Source organism: Peribacillus sp. NPDC046944 (genome assembly GCF_050272735.1).
GTDB lineage: Bacteria > Bacillota > Bacilli > Bacillales > DSM-1321 > Peribacillus.
In genome coordinates, this window is the sequence record NZ_JBNNML010000004.1 from 253,901 (window position 1) to 272,452 (window position 18,552).

General features: G+C 41.2%; 19 protein-coding genes and 1 other annotated feature (1 of these 20 running past the window's edge). All 19 genes read left to right on the plus strand.

Translation table 11 applies throughout. The features are described 5' to 3' along the window. Window positions 1–126: 126 nt before the first annotated feature. Window positions 127–1,599: a UDP-N-acetylmuramoyl-L-alanyl-D-glutamate--2,6-diaminopimelate ligase gene (locus tag ACQKIC_RS09545; protein WP_427591073.1), complete on the plus strand. Its 1,473-nt coding sequence runs from the start codon at window positions 127–129 to the stop codon at window positions 1,597–1,599. Between the two features lie 75 nt (window positions 1,600–1,674). Beyond that, window positions 1,675–2,652, plus strand: a complete 978-nt coding sequence (mraY, locus tag ACQKIC_RS09550) for a phospho-N-acetylmuramoyl-pentapeptide-transferase (RefSeq protein ID WP_402868174.1) — start codon at window positions 1,675–1,677, stop codon at window positions 2,650–2,652. Window position 2,653: 1 nt separating this feature from the next. Continuing rightward, on the plus strand, window positions 2,654–4,006 hold the full coding sequence (gene murD, locus ACQKIC_RS09555) for a UDP-N-acetylmuramoyl-L-alanine--D-glutamate ligase (protein WP_402987778.1): 1,353 nt from the start codon (window positions 2,654–2,656) through the stop codon (window positions 4,004–4,006). Window positions 4,007–4,168: 162 nt separating this feature from the next. Beyond that, entirely contained in the window at window positions 4,169–5,275 is a 1,107-nt protein-coding gene (spoVE, locus tag ACQKIC_RS09560) for a stage V sporulation protein E (protein ID WP_427591074.1), read from the plus strand. Between the two features lie 361 nt (window positions 5,276–5,636). Continuing rightward, window positions 5,637–6,548, plus strand: coding sequence for a UDP-N-acetylmuramate dehydrogenase (murB, locus tag ACQKIC_RS09565; protein WP_402956204.1), 912 nt, complete (start codon window positions 5,637–5,639; stop codon window positions 6,546–6,548). Between the two features lie 113 nt (window positions 6,549–6,661). Then, complete coding sequence (locus tag ACQKIC_RS09570; RefSeq protein WP_403080034.1) at window positions 6,662–7,438, plus strand: cell division protein FtsQ/DivIB; 777 nt, start codon at window positions 6,662–6,664, stop codon at window positions 7,436–7,438. Window positions 7,439–7,815: 377 nt separating this feature from the next. After that, window positions 7,816–8,049: a DUF1290 domain-containing protein gene (locus tag ACQKIC_RS09575; protein ID WP_403080066.1), complete on the plus strand. Its 234-nt coding sequence runs from the start codon at window positions 7,816–7,818 to the stop codon at window positions 8,047–8,049. Between the two features lie 225 nt (window positions 8,050–8,274). Beyond that, window positions 8,275–9,573 carry a cell division protein FtsA gene (ftsA, locus tag ACQKIC_RS09580; protein WP_402868185.1) on the plus strand — a complete coding sequence of 433 codons (1,299 nt, stop codon included), beginning with the start codon at window positions 8,275–8,277 and terminating at the stop codon, window positions 9,571–9,573. 41 nt (window positions 9,574–9,614) lie between these two features. After that, window positions 9,615–10,778, plus strand: a complete 1,164-nt coding sequence (gene ftsZ, locus ACQKIC_RS09585) for a cell division protein FtsZ (protein ID WP_402868187.1) — start codon at window positions 9,615–9,617, stop codon at window positions 10,776–10,778. A 493-nt stretch (window positions 10,779–11,271) separates the two neighbouring features. Further along, a complete protein-coding gene (gene spoIIGA / locus ACQKIC_RS09590) occupies window positions 11,272–12,198 on the plus strand; it encodes a sigma-E processing peptidase SpoIIGA (RefSeq protein WP_407407287.1) in 927 nt (308 codons plus the stop codon). Between the two features lie 57 nt (window positions 12,199–12,255). Next, on the plus strand, window positions 12,256–12,975 hold the full coding sequence (gene sigE / locus ACQKIC_RS09595; protein ID WP_230158218.1) for an RNA polymerase sporulation sigma factor SigE: 720 nt from the start codon (window positions 12,256–12,258) through the stop codon (window positions 12,973–12,975). Window positions 12,976–13,084: 109 nt separating this feature from the next. Continuing rightward, entirely contained in the window at window positions 13,085–13,906 is an 822-nt protein-coding gene (gene sigG / locus ACQKIC_RS09600) for an RNA polymerase sporulation sigma factor SigG (protein WP_402868568.1), read from the plus strand. A 216-nt stretch (window positions 13,907–14,122) separates the two neighbouring features. Continuing rightward, complete coding sequence (locus ACQKIC_RS09605) at window positions 14,123–14,392, plus strand: YlmC/YmxH family sporulation protein (RefSeq protein WP_402868193.1); 270 nt, start codon at window positions 14,123–14,125, stop codon at window positions 14,390–14,392. Between the two features lie 69 nt (window positions 14,393–14,461). Then, window positions 14,462–15,295 (plus strand): peptidoglycan editing factor PgeF, encoded by an 834-nt coding sequence (gene pgeF, locus ACQKIC_RS09610; RefSeq protein WP_402868194.1) that lies wholly within the window; start codon window positions 14,462–14,464, stop codon window positions 15,293–15,295. After that, window positions 15,292–15,969, plus strand: coding sequence for a YggS family pyridoxal phosphate-dependent enzyme (locus ACQKIC_RS09615; protein WP_402868195.1), 678 nt, complete (start codon window positions 15,292–15,294; stop codon window positions 15,967–15,969). Before pgeF ends, ACQKIC_RS09615 begins: the two co-directional genes overlap by 4 nt. 15 nt (window positions 15,970–15,984) lie before the next feature. Next, window positions 15,985–16,452, plus strand: coding sequence for a cell division protein SepF (locus tag ACQKIC_RS09620; protein WP_402956212.1), 468 nt, complete (start codon window positions 15,985–15,987; stop codon window positions 16,450–16,452). Between the two features lie 6 nt (window positions 16,453–16,458). Further along, window positions 16,459–16,725 (plus strand): YggT family protein, encoded by a 267-nt coding sequence (locus ACQKIC_RS09625; protein ID WP_402868199.1) that lies wholly within the window; start codon window positions 16,459–16,461, stop codon window positions 16,723–16,725. A 152-nt stretch (window positions 16,726–16,877) separates the two neighbouring features. Next, window positions 16,878–17,651 (plus strand): RNA-binding protein, encoded by a 774-nt coding sequence (locus tag ACQKIC_RS09630; RefSeq protein WP_402956214.1) that lies wholly within the window; start codon window positions 16,878–16,880, stop codon window positions 17,649–17,651. An 85-nt stretch (window positions 17,652–17,736) separates the two neighbouring features. Further along, the gene (locus ACQKIC_RS09635; RefSeq protein ID WP_402868201.1) at window positions 17,737–18,252 is read left to right on the plus strand and encodes a DivIVA domain-containing protein; all 516 of its coding nucleotides are present in this window, start codon (window positions 17,737–17,739) and stop codon (window positions 18,250–18,252) included. Window positions 18,253–18,315: 63 nt separating this feature from the next. Continuing rightward, window positions 18,316–18,552, plus strand: a binding site (T-box leader) (it continues 11 nt past the right edge of the window).

Consider the following 18,552-nt stretch of genomic DNA (forward strand, 5'->3'; position numbering starts at 1 on the left):
CTGAAAAAAATCAGCCGCTTTGTTTACGGAGTCGATTAAACCCCGTATAATAAAAGCTGGTTTCTCGACAAGCCAAAACTAATCACATATAATTAATCCTCAAATTAAGTTGAGAGGGATGGAAAAATGAAGCTTCACGCATTACTAACTTATTTACACTCCTTGGATGCGCATGAAGGAGAAAATCCGGAGATTACCTCCATTGAAAATGATAACCGTAAAGTTAAAGACGGAAGTTTATTCGTTTGCATAAAAGGTTATACAGTGGATGGTCATGATTTTGCCCAATCAGCCGTAGAAAATGGCGCTGCAGCTGTCATTGCTGAACGACAGCTTAACTTAAATGTACCTGTGATTGTTGTCCGTGACTCAAGTAGGGCCATGGCCGTTCTCGCTGATGCATTTTACGGTCACCCAACCCAAAGGATGAACCTGATAGGAATCACCGGTACGAACGGAAAAACGACCACAAGCCATTTGCTTGAAAAGATTTACGAAGATCAAAAGAAAAAAACGGGCTTGATCGGTACGATGTATACAAAAATCGTCGATAAAGTATTTGAAACGAAGAATACGACGCCAGACAGTGTCACGCTTCAGAAGGCTTTTCATGATATGGCTGAAGCTGGTGTCTCAACGGCCATCATGGAGGTCTCTTCGCATGCTCTTGAACTTGGCCGTGTTCATGGATGTGACTTTGATATAGCAGTATTCACTAACTTAACGCAAGATCATTTAGATTTCCATAAAACGATGGAGCGATATAAACATGCGAAATCATTGTTATTTTCCCAGCTGGGCAATGCGCAATTGGAAAATCGCCCTAAATATGCAGTCCTAAATGCGGATGATGAAGCAACAGCCGATTTTATTAAGGCGACTGCCGCTACAGTTGTTACATACGGAATTGATAAAGATGCTGACATTAGGGCGAGTGATATACAGATTGGCGCTCAAGGCACGACTTTCACTCTAAAAGCTGGCAAGGATATACGTAACGTTAAGTTGCAGTTAATTGGGAAATTCAGCGTTTATAACGTCCTTGCTGCCATTGGCGCGGCTTTGTGTGGGGGAATTAATCTAGATGAGACCATAGCATCAATTGAATCAATAAAGGGTGTTACTGGTCGTTTTGAGCTTATTATGGCGAATCAGGATTTCCCCGTCATAGTTGATTATGCGCATACACCAGATAGTCTTGAAAATGTCTTGAAGACCGTAGGGGAGTTTGCAAAAAGTAAAATTTTCGTGATTGTAGGTTGTGGTGGGGATCGGGATAAGACAAAACGGCCCATCATGGCAGCGATTGCCTGCAGATTGGCAACTGACCCTATATTCACTTCCGACAATCCGCGCAGCGAGGATGCATTGCAAATCCTTCGTGATATGGAAGCGGGAGTTGAAGGAGAAGAATATACGGTGATAGTGGACCGAAGAGAAGCGATTGAGTATGCCGTTTCAAAAGCCGAAGCGGGAGACGTCATTTTAATTGCAGGAAAAGGGCATGAAACTTACCAATTGGTCGGAGATGCCATCCTTCACTTTGATGATCGTGAAGAAGCAGAAAAAGCAATTCAAACAAAATTGGGTGCAAATTAATTCACGCCCGCCAAACAAAGAAATAGCAACAAGGATAATGTATATTTGAATTGTGTTAGGAATGAGGGAGTAGGAATGTTGGAACAAGTAATTTTTTATACAATTTTGATGGCATTTTTAGTAACGGTTCTTCTATCACCAATCTTCATACCGTTTTTAAGAAGGCTGAAATTTGGGCAAAGTATCAGGGAGGAAGGCCCACAATCCCATCTAAAGAAGACAGGAACGCCTACTATGGGCGGATTGGTGATTCTATTATCAGTCACCATCGCCACATTAGTTATGACATTTAAATTTTCAGAACCATCCACTGAAACGTACTTATTATTATTCGTTACCTTAGGATTTGGTTTACTAGGGTTCTTGGATGATTTTATCAAAGTCGTCATGAAACGGAACCTAGGCTTGACTTCAAAGCAAAAACTTCTAGGCCAAATCGTGATATCCGTCATTTTTTACTTCGTTTTCAAACAGACTGACGGCTTCAACCCTGAATTAACGATTCCAGGTACTGATTTTTCCATTAATTTTGGTTGGGCGTACCTAATTATCGTGATTTTCTGGTTGGTAGGTTTTTCTAATGCCGTCAATTTGACTGATGGATTGGATGGTCTCGTTTCAGGAACGTCCGCGATTGCTTTCGGTGCTTTTGCCATACTTGCTTGGAGCCAGTCACAATACGACGTGGCGATATTCTCAGTGGCAATCGTCGGCGCAGTCTTAGGCTTTCTAGTTTTTAATGCCCACCCAGCAAAGGTGTTTATGGGGGATACAGGATCGCTAGCCTTAGGGGGAGCGATTGCTACGATTGCTCTATTAACCAAACTTGAATTGCTGTTGGTCATTATTGGTGGAGTCTTCGTCATTGAAACTTTATCCGTCATTTTACAAGTAGGATCGTTTAAGCTTAGAGGTAAGCGTATTTTTAAAATGAGCCCGCTTCATCATCATTATGAGCTTTCTGGCTGGTCTGAATGGCGCGTGGTCGTGACGTTTTGGACAGTTGGATTATTGTGTGCGGTACTCGGAATCTATTTAGAGGTGTGGATATAAATTGAAAGAGACAGAAAAATACTCAGAGAAAAAAGTATTGGTATTAGGTTTGGCAAAAAGCGGAGTCACGGCAGCTTCGCTTCTACATAAATTAGGTGCGTTCGTAACAGTCAATGATATGAAGCCACTATCGGAAAATCCGGAAGCACAAGGGCTTCTTGAACAAGGGATAAAAGTCATTTGTGGCAGCCACCCGATTGAGCTATTGGATGAGGGATTCGAATTCATTGTGAAGAACCCAGGCATTCCTTATAGCAACCCGCTTGTTAAGGGTGCAATGGAGAAAGGCATTCCGGTCATCACAGAGGTAGAACTCGCTTACCAAATAAGTGAAGCACCATTTTTGGGAATCACGGGTACAAATGGGAAAACGACCACTACTACGTTAATATTCGAAATGATGCAAGCTGGTAAGAAGTCACCACTTATTGCTGGAAATATTGGAACGGTAGCATCCGGTGTTGCTGAAAAGGCAACAGCTGCAGATACGATCGTCATTGAATTGTCATCCTTCCAATTGATGGGAATTGAAGAATTCCGGCCAGAAATCTCAATCGTGACGAATTTGTATGATGCCCATTTGGATTATCATAGTTCCAAACAAGAATATGCTGAGGCAAAAGCGGCGATTGCAAGAAATCAAACGGCTTCTGATTTCATGATTTTCAATGCAGATCAAGTGGATGTTAAAAACATGACCAAGAAGACGAAGGCAGAACTTGTACCATTTTCTACAGAAGTGAAGCATGAGAATGGGGCCTATGTAGAAGACGGAGCGGTGTATTTTCGCGGTGAAAAAGTGATTGCCGTTTCGGATATTGCCCTCCCGGGAAAACACAACTTGGAAAATGTGCTGGCTGCTATTTCTGCAGTGAAATTGAAAGGTGTGTCTAATGAGGCCATTCATACCGTTTTGACGACTTTCGGCGGTGTGGAGCACCGTCTGCAATATGTTGCAACGATTGAAAAACGTAAATTTTATAATGATTCCAAAGCGACGAATATCCTTGCAGCATCCAAGGCGCTTACTTCATTCACTGAACCGGTTATTTTGTTGGCTGGCGGATTGGACCGAGGTAATGAATTCGACGAGTTGAAACCGGCTATGAAACACGTCAAAGCGGTCATCACATTTGGTGAAACGGCAGAGAAAATTGAACGGATAGCTAAAGAATTAGGAATAACCCATATAAAACGTGTCGATAATGTAGTAAAGGCCGTACCTGTTGCTTTTGATTTATCGAATGAAGGCGACTGCATCCTCCTCTCTCCTGCTTGTGCAAGCTGGGATCAATATAAAACTTTTGAACAAAGAGGAGACATGTTTATGGAGGCTGTGCATAAACTTAAGTAAGAGCTTTCGCAGAAGGAAGTGAACCTGCTTCTACGTTGACACCTTGAAAAAAAAGCGATAATGAGCCGTTATCGCTTTTTTTTGACTTAAGTGCCACTAAAAAAGTGGCATATCAGGTAGTGTTTTATATTCGTACAGGCTCGAAAAACTTCCTAGAGGTGGATGTCCGTGCCATTAAAAAAATCCAATCCTGATCTTATTCTCATTATCGTCACCTTAAGCCTTTTGACAATTGGTTTAGTTATGGTTTACAGCGCCAGTGCAATTTGGGCAGACTATAAATTCGATGACTCCTTTTATTTTGCTAAAAGACAGTTGCTGTTTGCCTGTGTAGGTGTCGTAGCCATGTTTTTTATCATGAATGTCGATTACTGGACATGGCGCACTTGGGCCAAATTGCTAATTATTATCTGCTTCATCTTACTGTTGGCCGTTTTGGTACCAGGTATCGGGATGGCAAGAAACGGGTCCCGGAGTTGGATTGGCGTGGGAGCTTTCTCCGTACAGCCGTCCGAATTCATGAAGTTAGCGATGATTGCTTTTTTAGCTAAATTCTTATCGGAAAGACAAAAACTGATCACTTCCTTTAAAAAAGGGATGATGCCATCGTTGGGCATTGTATTTTTAGCATTTGGGCTTATCATGTTACAGCCTGATCTCGGTACAGGAACAGTGATGGTTGGAACATGTATCGTGATGATTTTTATTTCAGGTGCGAGAATCAGTCATTTTGTTGGCCTAGCCCTACTCGGAGTAGCTGGTTTTGTCGGCCTTATTTTATCGGCCCCATATAGGATAAAACGGATTACCTCCTTCCTCGATCCTTGGGAAGACCCGCTCGGAAGTGGATTTCAAATGATCCAATCATTTTATGCAATCGGCCCCGGTGGGTTGTTCGGCCTCGGATTAGGACAAAGTCGTCAAAAGTTTTTCTATTTACCAGAACCGCAAACCGACTTTATATTCGCGATACTATCTGAAGAATTAGGGTTCATTGGAGGTTCACTTGTGATTTTATTATTCGCTCTCATGCTATGGCGTGGGATACGGATCGCCCTTGGTGCGCCAGACTTATATGGTAGCCTGGTAGCGGTCGGGATCATTGCAATGGTAGCTATTCAAGTCATGATCAATATTGGCGTGGTCACTGGTTTAATGCCGGTTACAGGTATCACCTTGCCGCTATTAAGTTATGGTGGCTCCTCCCTGACACTCATGTTGATGGCCATTGGCGTACTGCTGAATATCAGTCGGTATTCAAGGTTTTAAAGCAAGATGATATACATTTCTTAAAGAGGAAGCCCGTCATAAAATCGGGCTTCTTTTTTGGTGGAATGGATGGATTGGAATGGTTGCCGGTGATTTGCCAGGCCCCGTATGAGAAGATTTTGAAAAAAATGAAATGGTGCTTAAATATTACCAAAGAGGAATGTGGGGATATCTACAATAAATATTGGCAATACGGCCTTGTTTAGACTATAGTATAAGAGGGTTCGACCGAAGAGGCGCTTACTCTTGCTCATTTTCAAGTTAAACAAATAGTGTTTTTGATATTGCATAATTAGAGGCCTCATTAGGTGGGGAAATGAAACTTATAATGTTAAAATCTAGGTGCACAAGGAGGTTAATCATGGATAAAGCGATACAACAATTAACCGACATGCAAATCGGCAAGATACTGGAACATGAGCCACTTGCTAATCATACGACAATGAAAATTGGTGGACCCGCGGATCTATTCATCGAGCCATCCTCCATTGAAAATATTGAAAAAGCGATGAAGGTCATCAAAGATAATAATTTGCCATGGAGAGCAATAGGAAGAGGTTCAAACCTCCTTGTCAGCGATGATGGAATCGAAGGTGTGGTACTGAAGTTAGGTAAAGGTCTGGATCATCTTGAAATCAATGGGACGGAAGTGAAGGCTGGAGCTGGTGTTTCCCTTGTAAGTTTATCAGTGAAGATTAGTAAAAAGGGATATGCCGGGCTGGAGTTTGCCAGTGGAATTCCAGGTTCCGTTGGTGGTGCTGTGTATATGAATGCAGGTGCACACGATTCGGATATGAGTGCCATCCTTAAGCAAGTGCATGTCCTATTTGAAGATGGAACCTTGGCTTGGCTTTCTAAGGAGGAAATGGAGTTTTCGTATCGAACATCTCTCCTTCAAAAGAAAAAACCTGGTATCGTGCTGGAGGCCATCTTTCAATTAGAAGAGGGTAACCGAAGTGAAATCGTCGAGAGAATGCAGAATAACAAAAACTATCGTAAAGATACCCAACCATATAACTTGCCATGTGCTGGAAGCATTTTCAGGAATCCACTGCCAAGACATGCAGGAAGGTTAGTGGAGGATGCTGGCCTTAAGGGGCATTCGATAGGCGGGGCCCAAATTTCCCCTATGCATGGAAACTTCATCGTCAACACTGGTAATGGAAGTGCGGCAGACGTGGAAGCTCTGATTCAACACGCGAAGGATACGGTATATAGCAAGTATGAAATTGAATTGGAAACAGAAGTAGAAATCATCGGGAGAAAACAATAGGATATTCATTCTTCATATCCAAATATTGTGGTATAATGTGTTACTTGAAAAATTCTATTTCTTATTTTTTGGTGAGTGTCACCAATCATCCATTTTAGGAAGAGGTGAAATAGGTGGAAAAGGGGAAAATCGTTTCCATTGAGGACCGCATTCCTAAGCTAAAGCAAATTAGAAAGAGCAAAGCAAATAGACGACTTGTTCTATTGCTTTCCCTTTTCTTCATTTTGGTTGCTTGTGTATTATATTTTTTATCCCCGCTAAGCTATGTGAAGTCCATAAAGGTAGAGGGAAACCAGTATATTACTTCCAAGCAAATTATTAAATTAAGTAACATCAAGAAAGACCGAAGCATCTGGAAAGTTGACACGGGAGAGACTGCCGCCAACATAAAAAAAAATCCGGATATAAAAAGTGCCAGTGTTGTACCTGTTTTTCCTAATTCCGTTAAAATAATGGTTTCTGAGCATACTAGAATTGCCTATTTATCCATGAATGGTAAATTCGCTCCGATATTGGAAAACGGTGACATCCTAAAAGAGTTAGAGAGTGGTGAAAATCCAGTATTTGCCCCTGTTTTAATTGGTTTCAAAGAGGGTAAAGCATTAAAGTTACTTTTGGAGGAACTGGACAAGCTTCCTGTGGCCATACAAAATGCTATTTCCGAAATTCACCATGACCCGACTAAAACGGATAAATACCATATTGTTATGTACATGAATGATGGATTTGAAGTTAGTGCGACAAGTCGTACTCTATCTGAGAAAATGATACACTATCCATCCATTATCAGCCAATTGGATCCCGAGGTAAAGGGAGTCATCGATCTAGAGGTCGGTTCCTACTTTAAAGCCTTTGATGAGTCTGAACAAAAGGAAGACGGGCCGGAGTGAATCCGTTGCTTTAACAACAATGATTGAACTAAAGTTAGCGTACATTTTCGGAAAAGAATAAGTGTTTGACCAACATAGAAAAGGCAAGTACAGGATGACCGAATGTAATCCGGTTTTAGCTAAAAATAGAAGTGAATAATGTGGGTCTGCAGGTGATTTTGCTGATAGTGCCAGTAAAAATGAGACTCCAAGAACTATACATATATGGGGCCTTCTCCGCCTTTAATGGGATAGGGGACCATGCCCCAACTGGTTGATTCTCTTGAGTGCTAAAATCCATGGATTTTAGTTGGACCTGATATTCATTTTGTAGTCTTTGTTGCATGCGGAATTTTTAATGTGGGGAGTTGCGGGGACGTTTCAAACTTTCCGTGAAGATGTGGTATTGGCCGTTGTATTCTTATTTAATAATAGTTTTATCTGCAAGTTTGACTTTTCTAGGTGTACATCTTGGTGTAGACTTGTATTTAGCTGGAATCTTTGTATTTACGTGTGAAACTTTCAAAATACGGGTGAAATTCAAAGGATACAGTTGGATAAGAGATTTTTTTCTGAAAAAAATGGAAAAAATCTATATTATTAGAGGGAATTGCGGTATAAATGCCGAATAGATTAAGTCAGTATTAAGTTTAGGTAAGACATTTAGATACTAAGAGACGAACGATAACTATTATAAAGATTGTAAACCTACGAGTTTTCTCTTAATAATACGAGATGACACTTTATTATAATATTAGCGAGTTGTAATTAGGTCTGTTATTCTAAAATGAATAGGTCTTTTGATAGGATAATGCTATTCTACTAATATATGTATAAACTGAAGGAGGTGCCATGGAATGAACAGCAACGAAATCTACGTAAGTCTTGACATCGGTACATCCAGTGTAAAAGTAATCATTGGGGAAATGGTCAATGACACATTAAATATCATAGGCGTAGGAAATGTAAAATCAGAAGGGCTAAAGAAAGGCTCCATCGTCGATATAGATGAAACAGTCCAATCCATTCAAAAGGCCGTAGAGCAAGCTGAACGAATGATAGGAATGGAAATTAAAAAAGTGATCGTCGGTATCAGCGGGAACCACGTAACGCTTCAGCCTTGCCATGGGGTAGTAGCCGTATCTAGTGAAAATAAAGAGATTAATGAACACGATGTATTCCGTGTTAGAGAAGCCGCTGAGTTAATTACCATACCATCGGACCGGGAAATTATCGATGTGGTGCCGATTCATTATAAAGTTGATGAGTTGGATGAAATTAGCGATCCAAGGGGCATGATTGGCGTCCGTCTGGAAATGAGAGGCATATTAATAACAGGTCTTCGGACAATTTTACATAATTCCTTGCGGTGTGTGGAACGAGCAGGGTTAGAAATAACGGATATTGCCCTTCAGCCATTGGCAGCAGGTGGGCTGGTTTTATCGAAGGATGAAAAGGAACTTGGAGTAGCGCTTGTCGATATTGGGGGAGGTTCTACCACTCTAGCGATTTTCGAGCAAGGCTATCTACAATATACTTCCGTGATTCCTATAGGCGGGGAGACGCTTACAAAGGATCTCTCCATTGTACTAAGGACTACCATGGAGGAAGCTGAAAAAATTAAAATTAAGCATGGCCATGCCTTTTATGATGATGCGTCAGAAGACGAAGTATTCCAGATACCCATCATCGGCAGCGACCAGCAACAACCATGTAACCAGCTGATGCTCTCAGATATAATTGAGGCGAGGTTGACCGAAATTTTCGAGTTAATACAAGATGATTTGAGGAGACTTGGTTTTCAGGAAGTACCGGGAGGGTTCGTATTGACCGGTGGGGCCGTTAAGATGCCAGGAGTACTGGAACTTGCTCAGTATGTATTCCAAAATCGTGTCAGGACAGCCGAACCAAATTATATTGGTGTCAGAGAACCGCAATATACGACAGCTGTCGGTCTAATTAAACATGCGTGCAAGAAAGAGAGAATGCAAAAGAACACCACAAATAAAACTCCTGTACCAGCTGGTCAGGCACAAGAGAATAATGACCAGCGGAGCCAGAAGTCCTCTCAGAAACATAAAGAGAACACGGCTAAAAAACAAGGTGAAAAAGGTGAATCGAAATTCAAAAAAATCTTGGGTTACTTTTTTGAATAAAAACAAAAAATCGGGAATTTCGTCAAAATAGGAGGATTGTCATGTTGGAGTTTGATTCTAATTTAGAACAATTAGCAACGATAAAGGTTATAGGTGTTGGCGGCGGCGGTAACAATGCGGTAAACAGAATGATCGAACATGGTGTACAAGGTGTCGAATTTATTTCTGTCAATACTGATGCGCAGGCACTTAATTTATCAAAAGCAGAAGTTAAAATGCAAATCGGCGGTAAGCTTACTAGAGGATTGGGTGCTGGTGCGAATCCTGAGGTAGGGAAAAAAGCGGCAGAAGAAAGTAAAGAACAAATCGAAGAAGCGCTAAAAGGCGCTGATATGGTTTTCGTAACGGCTGGAATGGGCGGCGGAACTGGTACGGGTGCTGCCCCAGTTATCGCGGGTATTGCTAAAGATCTTGGTGCACTGACAGTTGGTGTCGTTACACGTCCTTTCACATTTGAAGGACGCAAACGTGCAACCCAGGCGCAAGGTGGCATTGCCTCCATGAAAGAATCGGTCGATACGCTTATCGTCATTCCGAATGACCGACTTCTTGAAATTGTTGATAAAAGCACACCTATGCTTGAAGCATTCCGTGAAGCGGATAATGTCCTTCGTCAAGGGGTACAGGGGATTTCAGATTTGATCGCTGTTCCTGGTCTTATTAATTTGGATTTTGCCGATGTTAAGACCATCATGTCAAATCGTGGATCGGCCCTGATGGGTATCGGGATCTCTTCTGGAGAAAACCGCGCCGCTGAAGCAGCTAAAAAAGCGATTTCCAGTCCGTTGCTTGAAACGTCCATCGATGGGGCTCAAGGGGTTCTATTGAACATTACTGGTGGAACGAACCTAAGTTTATTCGAGGTCCAAGAGGCAGCCGATATTGTGGCCACCGCTTCTGATCAAGAGGTAAATATGATTTTCGGTTCTGTCATCAATGAAAACTTAAAGGATGAAATTGTTGTTACAGTTATTGCGACGGGCTTTACCGAAGCTGAAACGTCCATGCGAGCTCCGGGTCGTTCAACACTTGGACAACAACAACAGCAAACGAGACCTCAAACACAAGCGCCTACACCTAGTGTAAATCGTGAAGTGAAGAGAGAAGAAGTGAACGAACAGCCTACAAGGAATAATAATCAAGGACAAGGTGAGGAAGCTTTGGATATTCCAACCTTCCTACGCAATCGTAATAGAAGGCGTTAATCTGAAAGAGAAATGGTCGTTCCCTATGGGAGCGGCCATTTTTTTTGCTTTTTTCGGAAAGATGTTTCGATTGATTATTACTGGTTAATCGCCATATGGACTTTTAAGGCCCTAAGAGCTGCTCTCCACCTGTTTGAACCGTTGGGCTATGCCCCTTATCCATAAAATTCATGAAAGGACGTAAAGGCGGCTGGAATGGATAATGGATTTCCAACTTGAATTTGGAGATGGTCCTTTATAACAATGGAACTCTGAGAAGAGAAGCTGAAAGAAATTCTATCTTCTACAACCCATAAATCGACAGCTTTAAATGAGGGAGCGTAACTGGTATGAAGCAGTATTGAAAAAATCAATAGCTGTTTTTCTACAAAAAGGATAAAAAAGACTGAAAAACTCTTAAGTTTCCTGTACAAAAAGTGACACACTTTCTATTATCAGGTGCGTTATACTTTTTGCTAGTGGAAGGTTAGATTCTAAAAGGAGGGGTGAGTGTTTGACCTTATATTTAGATGTGATTTGGTTATTGAATTGGTTATTTGACTGCCTCCTCTTATATTGGACTGCAATCATTCTCAAACGGCGGGTCGCCCTTTGGCGGGTTTGTGCCGGCGGGCTGATAGGTTCTCTAATCATCGTATTGGCATTTACCCCTTTTTACGCAATGGCTGACCAATTTTATATGAAAATCGCATTTTCTCTTTTTATGGTCCTGGCCACCTTTGGGTTCATCAGATTCAACCTTTTCCTGAAGTCATTAGCCACTTTATACTTTGTCACGTTTTTATCAGGTGGGATCCTCCTTGGCCTTCACTATCTATTCGAATATCAAATCGTTTCCAAAAACCCTGGTCAATATGCCGGAATCAATCGTTTTGGTGACCCCGTCAGCTGGATTTTTGTGATGGTTGGCTTCCCGCTTGCCTGGCAATTTTCCAAGCGTACTCTAGAAGGAATGGAGATGACAAAACTAACGCATGAGCAACTGGTGTCAGTCACGGTGAAAGTATCAGAGTTTGAAGGGACTTTTCAGGGGCTTGTTGACAGTGGGAATCAATTATATGATCCAATAACCCGTTCGCCTGTTATGATCATTTCACTTTCTGGAGATGAAGCTGGAATCCCTTCGGATATGGTTGAATTGTTCAAGAATCCGGACATCCTGGTCCGACAGGAAGAACAGCCTGAATATACATGGACGGGCCGTATGCGCGTAATTCCATATAAAGTGGTGGGGCATGAACATCAATTGCTAACAGCCATCAAGCCGGACTTCATTAAAATATCCCAAGGGGAAAACGAGTATCAAGTCAAGCAGGGCCTTGTGTCGTTTACCTTTCAACAACTTTCTGCGGACAATAGCTATCAATCTATCGTCCATCCAAAAATGTTAACCGGGATTCCGGTGAAAAATGCCTCATAACATTTTGCTCTTTCAATTTGGCTCCACAATTCGTCTATTTTAGAAGGGAGAATTATTTTGAAGAAATTTATTCTTCGGCTCACCTATTTTTGGTACAAACTCTTGTTCAAGCTCGGATTGAAGACGGACGAAATATTTTATATAGGAGGAAGTGAGGCGCTCCCGCCCCCACTTTCAAAAGAAGAAGAGGCAATATTGATCAATAAGTTACCAAAAGGCGATGAAGCTGCCCGCTCTATCTTAATCGAGAGGAATCTAAGGCTTGTCGTCTATATTGCAAGGAAATTTGAGAATACGGGAATCAATATCGAAGATTTAATTAGCATTGGGACCATTGGCTTGATTAAGGCAGTCAATACATTCAATCCCGAGAAAAAAATAAAACTTGCTACATATGCTTCGAGATGCATCGAGAATGAAATATTAATGTATTTAAGGAGAAATAATAAAATCCGTTCGGAAGTTTCTTTTGATGAGCCCTTGAATATCGATTGGGATGGAAATGAACTCCTGCTCTCAGATGTTCTGGGGACTGATGACGACATCATCACTAAGGATCTAGAGGCGAATGTGGATCGGAAGCTACTAACGAAAGCCCTGACGCAGCTCTCTGATCGGGAAAAACAAATAATGGAACTTCGATTTGGACTTGCTGGCGGAGAAGAAAAGACGCAAAAGGATGTTGCGGATATGCTCGGGATTTCCCAATCCTATATTTCAAGGTTGGAGAAAAGAATTATTAAACGGCTAAGAAAAGAATTTAATAAAATGGTGTAAAAAAATATTTCGAGTATAAAGCTTTTGAGACCGTACTTTCTTGTGCTTGGATGAAGAGATGTTTTGATTTTTCAAAAATACCCTATGCATATTTTTCCCTCCCGCGGAAATACTGTTTTTTGTACAGCACTCCTGTGAGGAGGGAAGAATTTTGTCTCGTAACAAGGTTGAAATCTGCGGTGTGGATACATCGAAATTACCGGTTTTGAAAAATGATGAAATGAGAAAACTCTTTAAAGAATTGCAAGGTGGCGAGCTTTCAGCAAGAGAGAAACTGGTAAACGGGAATCTTCGACTCGTTTTGAGCGTCATTCAACGCTTTAACAATCGGGGAGAATATGTAGATGATCTATTTCAGGTAGGCTGTATAGGGTTGATGAAATCGATAGATAATTTTGACTTGGGTCAGAACGTAAAGTTTTCAACGTATGCTGTACCAATGATTATTGGAGAAATCAGAAGGTATCTTCGTGATAATAATCCAATACGTGTTTCCCGGTCTTTAAGGGACATTGCTTATAAAGCATTGCAGGTTAAGGAAAAACTTATCAGCCAGACTTTACGTGAGCCCACAGCTGAAGAAATCGCCAAAGTGTTAGGATTACCGCACGAAGAAATTGTTTTCGCGTTAGATGCAATCCAAGATCCAGTATCCCTTTTCGAACCGATTTATAATGATGGCGGGGATCCGATTTATGTACTAGACCAATTAAGTGATGAAAAAAATAAGGATAGTACCTGGATTGATGAGATAGCCATAAACGAAGGGATGAGACGGTTGAATGACCGTGAAAAAATGATCCTTCGTAAACGATTTTTCCAAGGGAAGACCCAAATGGAGGTAGCCGAGGAAATCGGCATTTCACAAGCTCAAGTCTCCCGCTTGGAAAAAGCGGCAATCAAGCAAATGAATAAAAACATTCAACAGTAAAAGCTGAGCACGAGTGACAGTTGACTGAAGCGGGTAAGGGATGATTCTCTTGCCCGCCAATCAGCAACCTAGCCGTAGCGGCTTTTTTTTAGTTTGCTCAAGCCACTGCATAAAGACCTTTATTTCCCGATTCCTTCATTCTTGAACAAAACCAGTCATATACATAAAAAAAGGTTTTTTATCTGGAGAAACACATTTCAGGAGGAGCTGAATGGCGTGACTAGAATTTCTGAATTTCAAATTAAGGATATCGTCAATATAGCAGATGGAAAGAAATTGGGGAATATGACAGACTTAGAAATCAATACGGGGACGGGAATGATTGAAGCAATCATTGTTTCGAATAGTACCAGGCTAATGGGCTTTTTTGGGAGGGAGCAAGATATCGTGATTCCTTGGCGAAAAATAAAAAAAATTGGGGCGGATGTCATCCTTGTCGAACATCAGACGATATTTCAAACAGAGCTGAAAGATGAACGGTTATAGGGGTACCTTTAGAGGGTATTAGAGGGATATTTATGATACACTAAACTAAAAATAAAGAGGAATGAAAGCATGAAAGAACCTTTTGTTTTAGTCGAAGATCAATATTTGCTTGTTGATAGCTGGAGACAACAAAATCTCCAGCTTGTGGCGGGCTTTACAACGAAAAACGGAGGAGTCAGTTCTGGCTGCTTTACATCATTGAATACCGGCTTTCATGTTGGGGACAAGATAGGGGATGTACAGGCAAACCGCCGAATTCTTGCTGAAAAACTATCTTTTCCGCTTAATCATTGGGTAGGGGCCGAGCAGACTCATGAAACTCATATCCAGCAAGTAACGACTCGGGATTGTGGGAAAGGCGCCACTGATTATCCTTCTGGTTTTAGGGCGACAGACGGTTTTTATACGAGAGATAAAAATGTCCTACTGACCCTTTGTTATGCGGATTGTGTGCCTTTATATTTTTATGCTCCTACACATGGAATGGTTGGGGTGGCACATGCCGGCTGGAAGGGAACCGTTAATGGCATTGCGCACAATATGGTAGAGGCGTGGATACATGAAGGTATAAAACCATCAGAAATATTTGCCGTAGTTGGGCCCTCTATTTGTTCGAAATGTTATGTTGTAGATGATAAAGTCATAGATTTAGTGCGGAATTTGCTGGAAGAAAATGACGAGAAGCCCTATAATTTAATTAGTGAAGGACAATATCAACTAGATCTTAAAGAACTGAACGCTATGATCATGGAGAAATCTGGAATCCCGAGGGAGCAGATTGCTGTGACTTCATATTGTACAAGCTGTGATGAGGATTTATTTTTTTCCCATCGCCGGGATAATGGGAAAAGTGGTAGGTTGATGAGCTTTATTGGTTGGAAGGAGGATCTTGAAAAGCGATGAAAGTTGCAGAAAATCTAAAAAACATCGAAGAAAAAATAAATGAAGCGTGTAAAAATAGTGGCAGGCATCGGGAAGATGTCAAATTAATCGGGGTTACAAAATATGTTTCCATCGAGAGGGCAAAAGAGGCATTGGAAGCCGGTGTCACTGATTTAGGTGAAAATCGCGATCAAGGTTTATTGAATAAATATGAAGTGTTGAAGGATACACCGAACTGGCATTATATCGGTTCCATGCAGACACGTAAGGTTAAGAATGTCATTGATAAAGTTGCTTATATTCATTCTTTGGATCGTATATCGTTGGCAGAAGAAATACAAAAACGTTCAAAAGAGCCGATAAACTGTTTAGTGCAGGTCAATGTTTCTGGTGAAGAGTCTAAACACGGTCTGAATCCAGAGTCGACGCTTGAATTTATTAAAGAACTAGGGGCTTTTGACAAGGTGAAGGTCGTTGGGTTGATGACAATGGCACCTTTTACAGAGGACGAACAGGTACTCCGAGGTTGCTTCCGTACATTAAAAAACCTCCAACTGGAAATTCAAAAAGCGGAATTGACTCATGCTCCATGCTCGGAATTATCCATGGGGATGTCCAATGATTTTATGATTGCCATCGAGGAAGGTTCTACCATGATTCGGATTGGTACTGCACTGGTAGGCGAAGAATTATAAGGAGGTACGTAAAAGATGTCATTCGTATCAAAGTTTAAATCCTATTTCGCGCTGGATGATGAGTATGAATATAAGGACGAAGTGGTGGAGGAAGAGGAGATGGAGCGTAAAGCGGTAAAGCCTGCAAAACAGCAGACCCCACCTGCTTCTACAGGAAATAATCCAAATCAAAATATAGTAAGTTTGCAAAGCGTGCAAAAATCTTCTAAAGTAGTATTATTGGAGCCTCGTGCTTATGCAGAAGCTCAGGATGTCGCTGACCATTTGAAAAACCGTCGTGCAGTCGTTGTAAATCTTCAGCGAATCCCGCATGACCAAGGAAAGCGGATTATCGACTTTTTAAGCGGCACTGTATATGCAATCAGTGGGGATATCCAAAAAATCGGTACAGACATATTCTTGTGTACTCCGGATAACGTTGATGTTTCCGGTAATATTACCGGTTTTGAAGTGGATAAGGAGTACGAAGAAGCGAGGTGGTAATGGTTAATGGCTCTAGTGCTTCAAGGTTTATATTATTTAGTTGAAATTTATTCAATGGCATTAATTGTTTACATATTAATGTCTTGGTTCCCTAATGCCCGGGAAACATCGATTGGCCAATTCCTGGTAAAAATTTGCGAACCATATTTAGAACCGTTCAGAAAATTCATCCCACCACTCGGCATGATCGACATATCACCACTTGTAGCCTTGTTGGTTTTAAATTTTGCGAAGAATTATGGGATTTTTTATCTACAAAGCTTATTCGGATGATTTGTAGTTCATACTAAAGACGTAAAATAATAGAATGGCCAGTAACTACACAGCTAGGTGAATTCTTGGCTGTGTAGTAGTAACGAAGGTGTAAGTTACGATTCATTCTTGTGTACAACCATTTATCCATATGTAAGGAGCATGCATTCTACATGAGTATATATCAACATTTCAGGCCGGAGGAAAAGGAATTTATCGACCAGGCAATGAATTGGATTGACCAGGTTAGAGATTCTTATGCTCCTAAACTTTCTGACTTTCTGGATCCGCGTCAGCAGGAAATCCTCACATCCCTATTAGGAAACAAACAGGATGTGCTACTGCAATTTCACGGCGGGAGTGATTTCGTTGAACGGAAACGTGCCCTCATTTATCCTGATTACTACTCTCCTGAATCATCTGATTTCAATATCTCCTTATATGATATCTCCTATCCAAAAAAATTTGTTACACTTGAACACAGGCAAATACTTGGAACCTTGATGTCACTGGGGGTAAAACGTGAAAAATTCGGTGATATTATAGTGACAGAGGAGCAAGTCCAATTTATTGCAACAGGGGAAATGGATTCATACCTTACGGGAAACCTGGATAAGATAGGCAATGCTTCCGTAACCATTAAAAGGATTCCGATTGAGGATATCCTTGTGGTGAAGGACAACTGGGAAGAGCAGGTCAGTACCGTTAGCTCATTAAGGCTTGATAGCGTACTTTCGGCTGTTTTGAATATTTCCCGGCAAAAAGCCCAGACGTTGATATCGTCGGGGAAAACCAAGGTTAATTTCAAGCAAACGGAGAGCGTTTCTGAAGAATGCCGTGAGGGGGATACTCTATCCATCAGGGGTTTCGGTCGATGTAAAATCACTTCAATCGATGGGAAAACGAAAAAGGATAAGTGGAGAATCTCATTAGGTAGGAAAAAATAATTTAGTTGTTAGCAGGATTCACATATTTTTTGTCGAATATAGAGTTTTAATGTAATAGAGTAGAAATTGTTCTGGAGGTGCAACAATGCCCTTAACCCCGATAGATATACATAACAAGGAATTTAGTAAAGTATTTCGAGGGTATGATGAAGATGAGGTTAACGAATTTCTAGACCAAGTCATTAAAGATTATGAATTGATTCTAAGAGAAAAGAAAGAAATGGAAGAAAAATTGAACGAGACGTTCGATCGTTTAGGTCATTTCACGACTATCGAGGGCACGCTTAATAAGTCTATCATTGTCGCGCAGGAAGCTGCAGAAGAATTAAAGCGCAATGCCCAAAAAGAAGCCAAACTGATCATCAAGGAAGCAGAAAAGAATGCTGACCGGATTGTCAATGAGTCGCTTGTGAAAGCAAGAAAAATAGCGATGGATATAGAAGACTTGAAAAAACAATCGAAGGTTTTCCGTACTCGCTTTAAAATGCTTGTCGGAGCACAGCTCGATTTGTTGGATAATGACGACTGGGATCATCTGCTTGAATACGAAGTGGATGCATCTGAAATAGAATTAAATGATGGAGTAGATGAGGAAAATTAAACGTTTCCTTGACTTCAAGCACTTTTTTCGCATATAATTTTTTAACAATACTATTCATGATGACATTAGACGATGACAGGGACAGTAAATTCCTCATATCCTTATATGTAGCGACCCGGGGACGGTGTAAGCCCGGGATAAGAGAAGGAATTGAACATCACCCTTGAGTTCTGAATTGAACCTGCTTATGCAGCAAGTAAACGATGCGTATCATTCACGTTACGAATGCTCGAGAGGAAAGGATTCAGCCGTTTTGTGAATCTTTCTAACCAGGGTGGTACCGCGGGAAGCAAAGCTTTC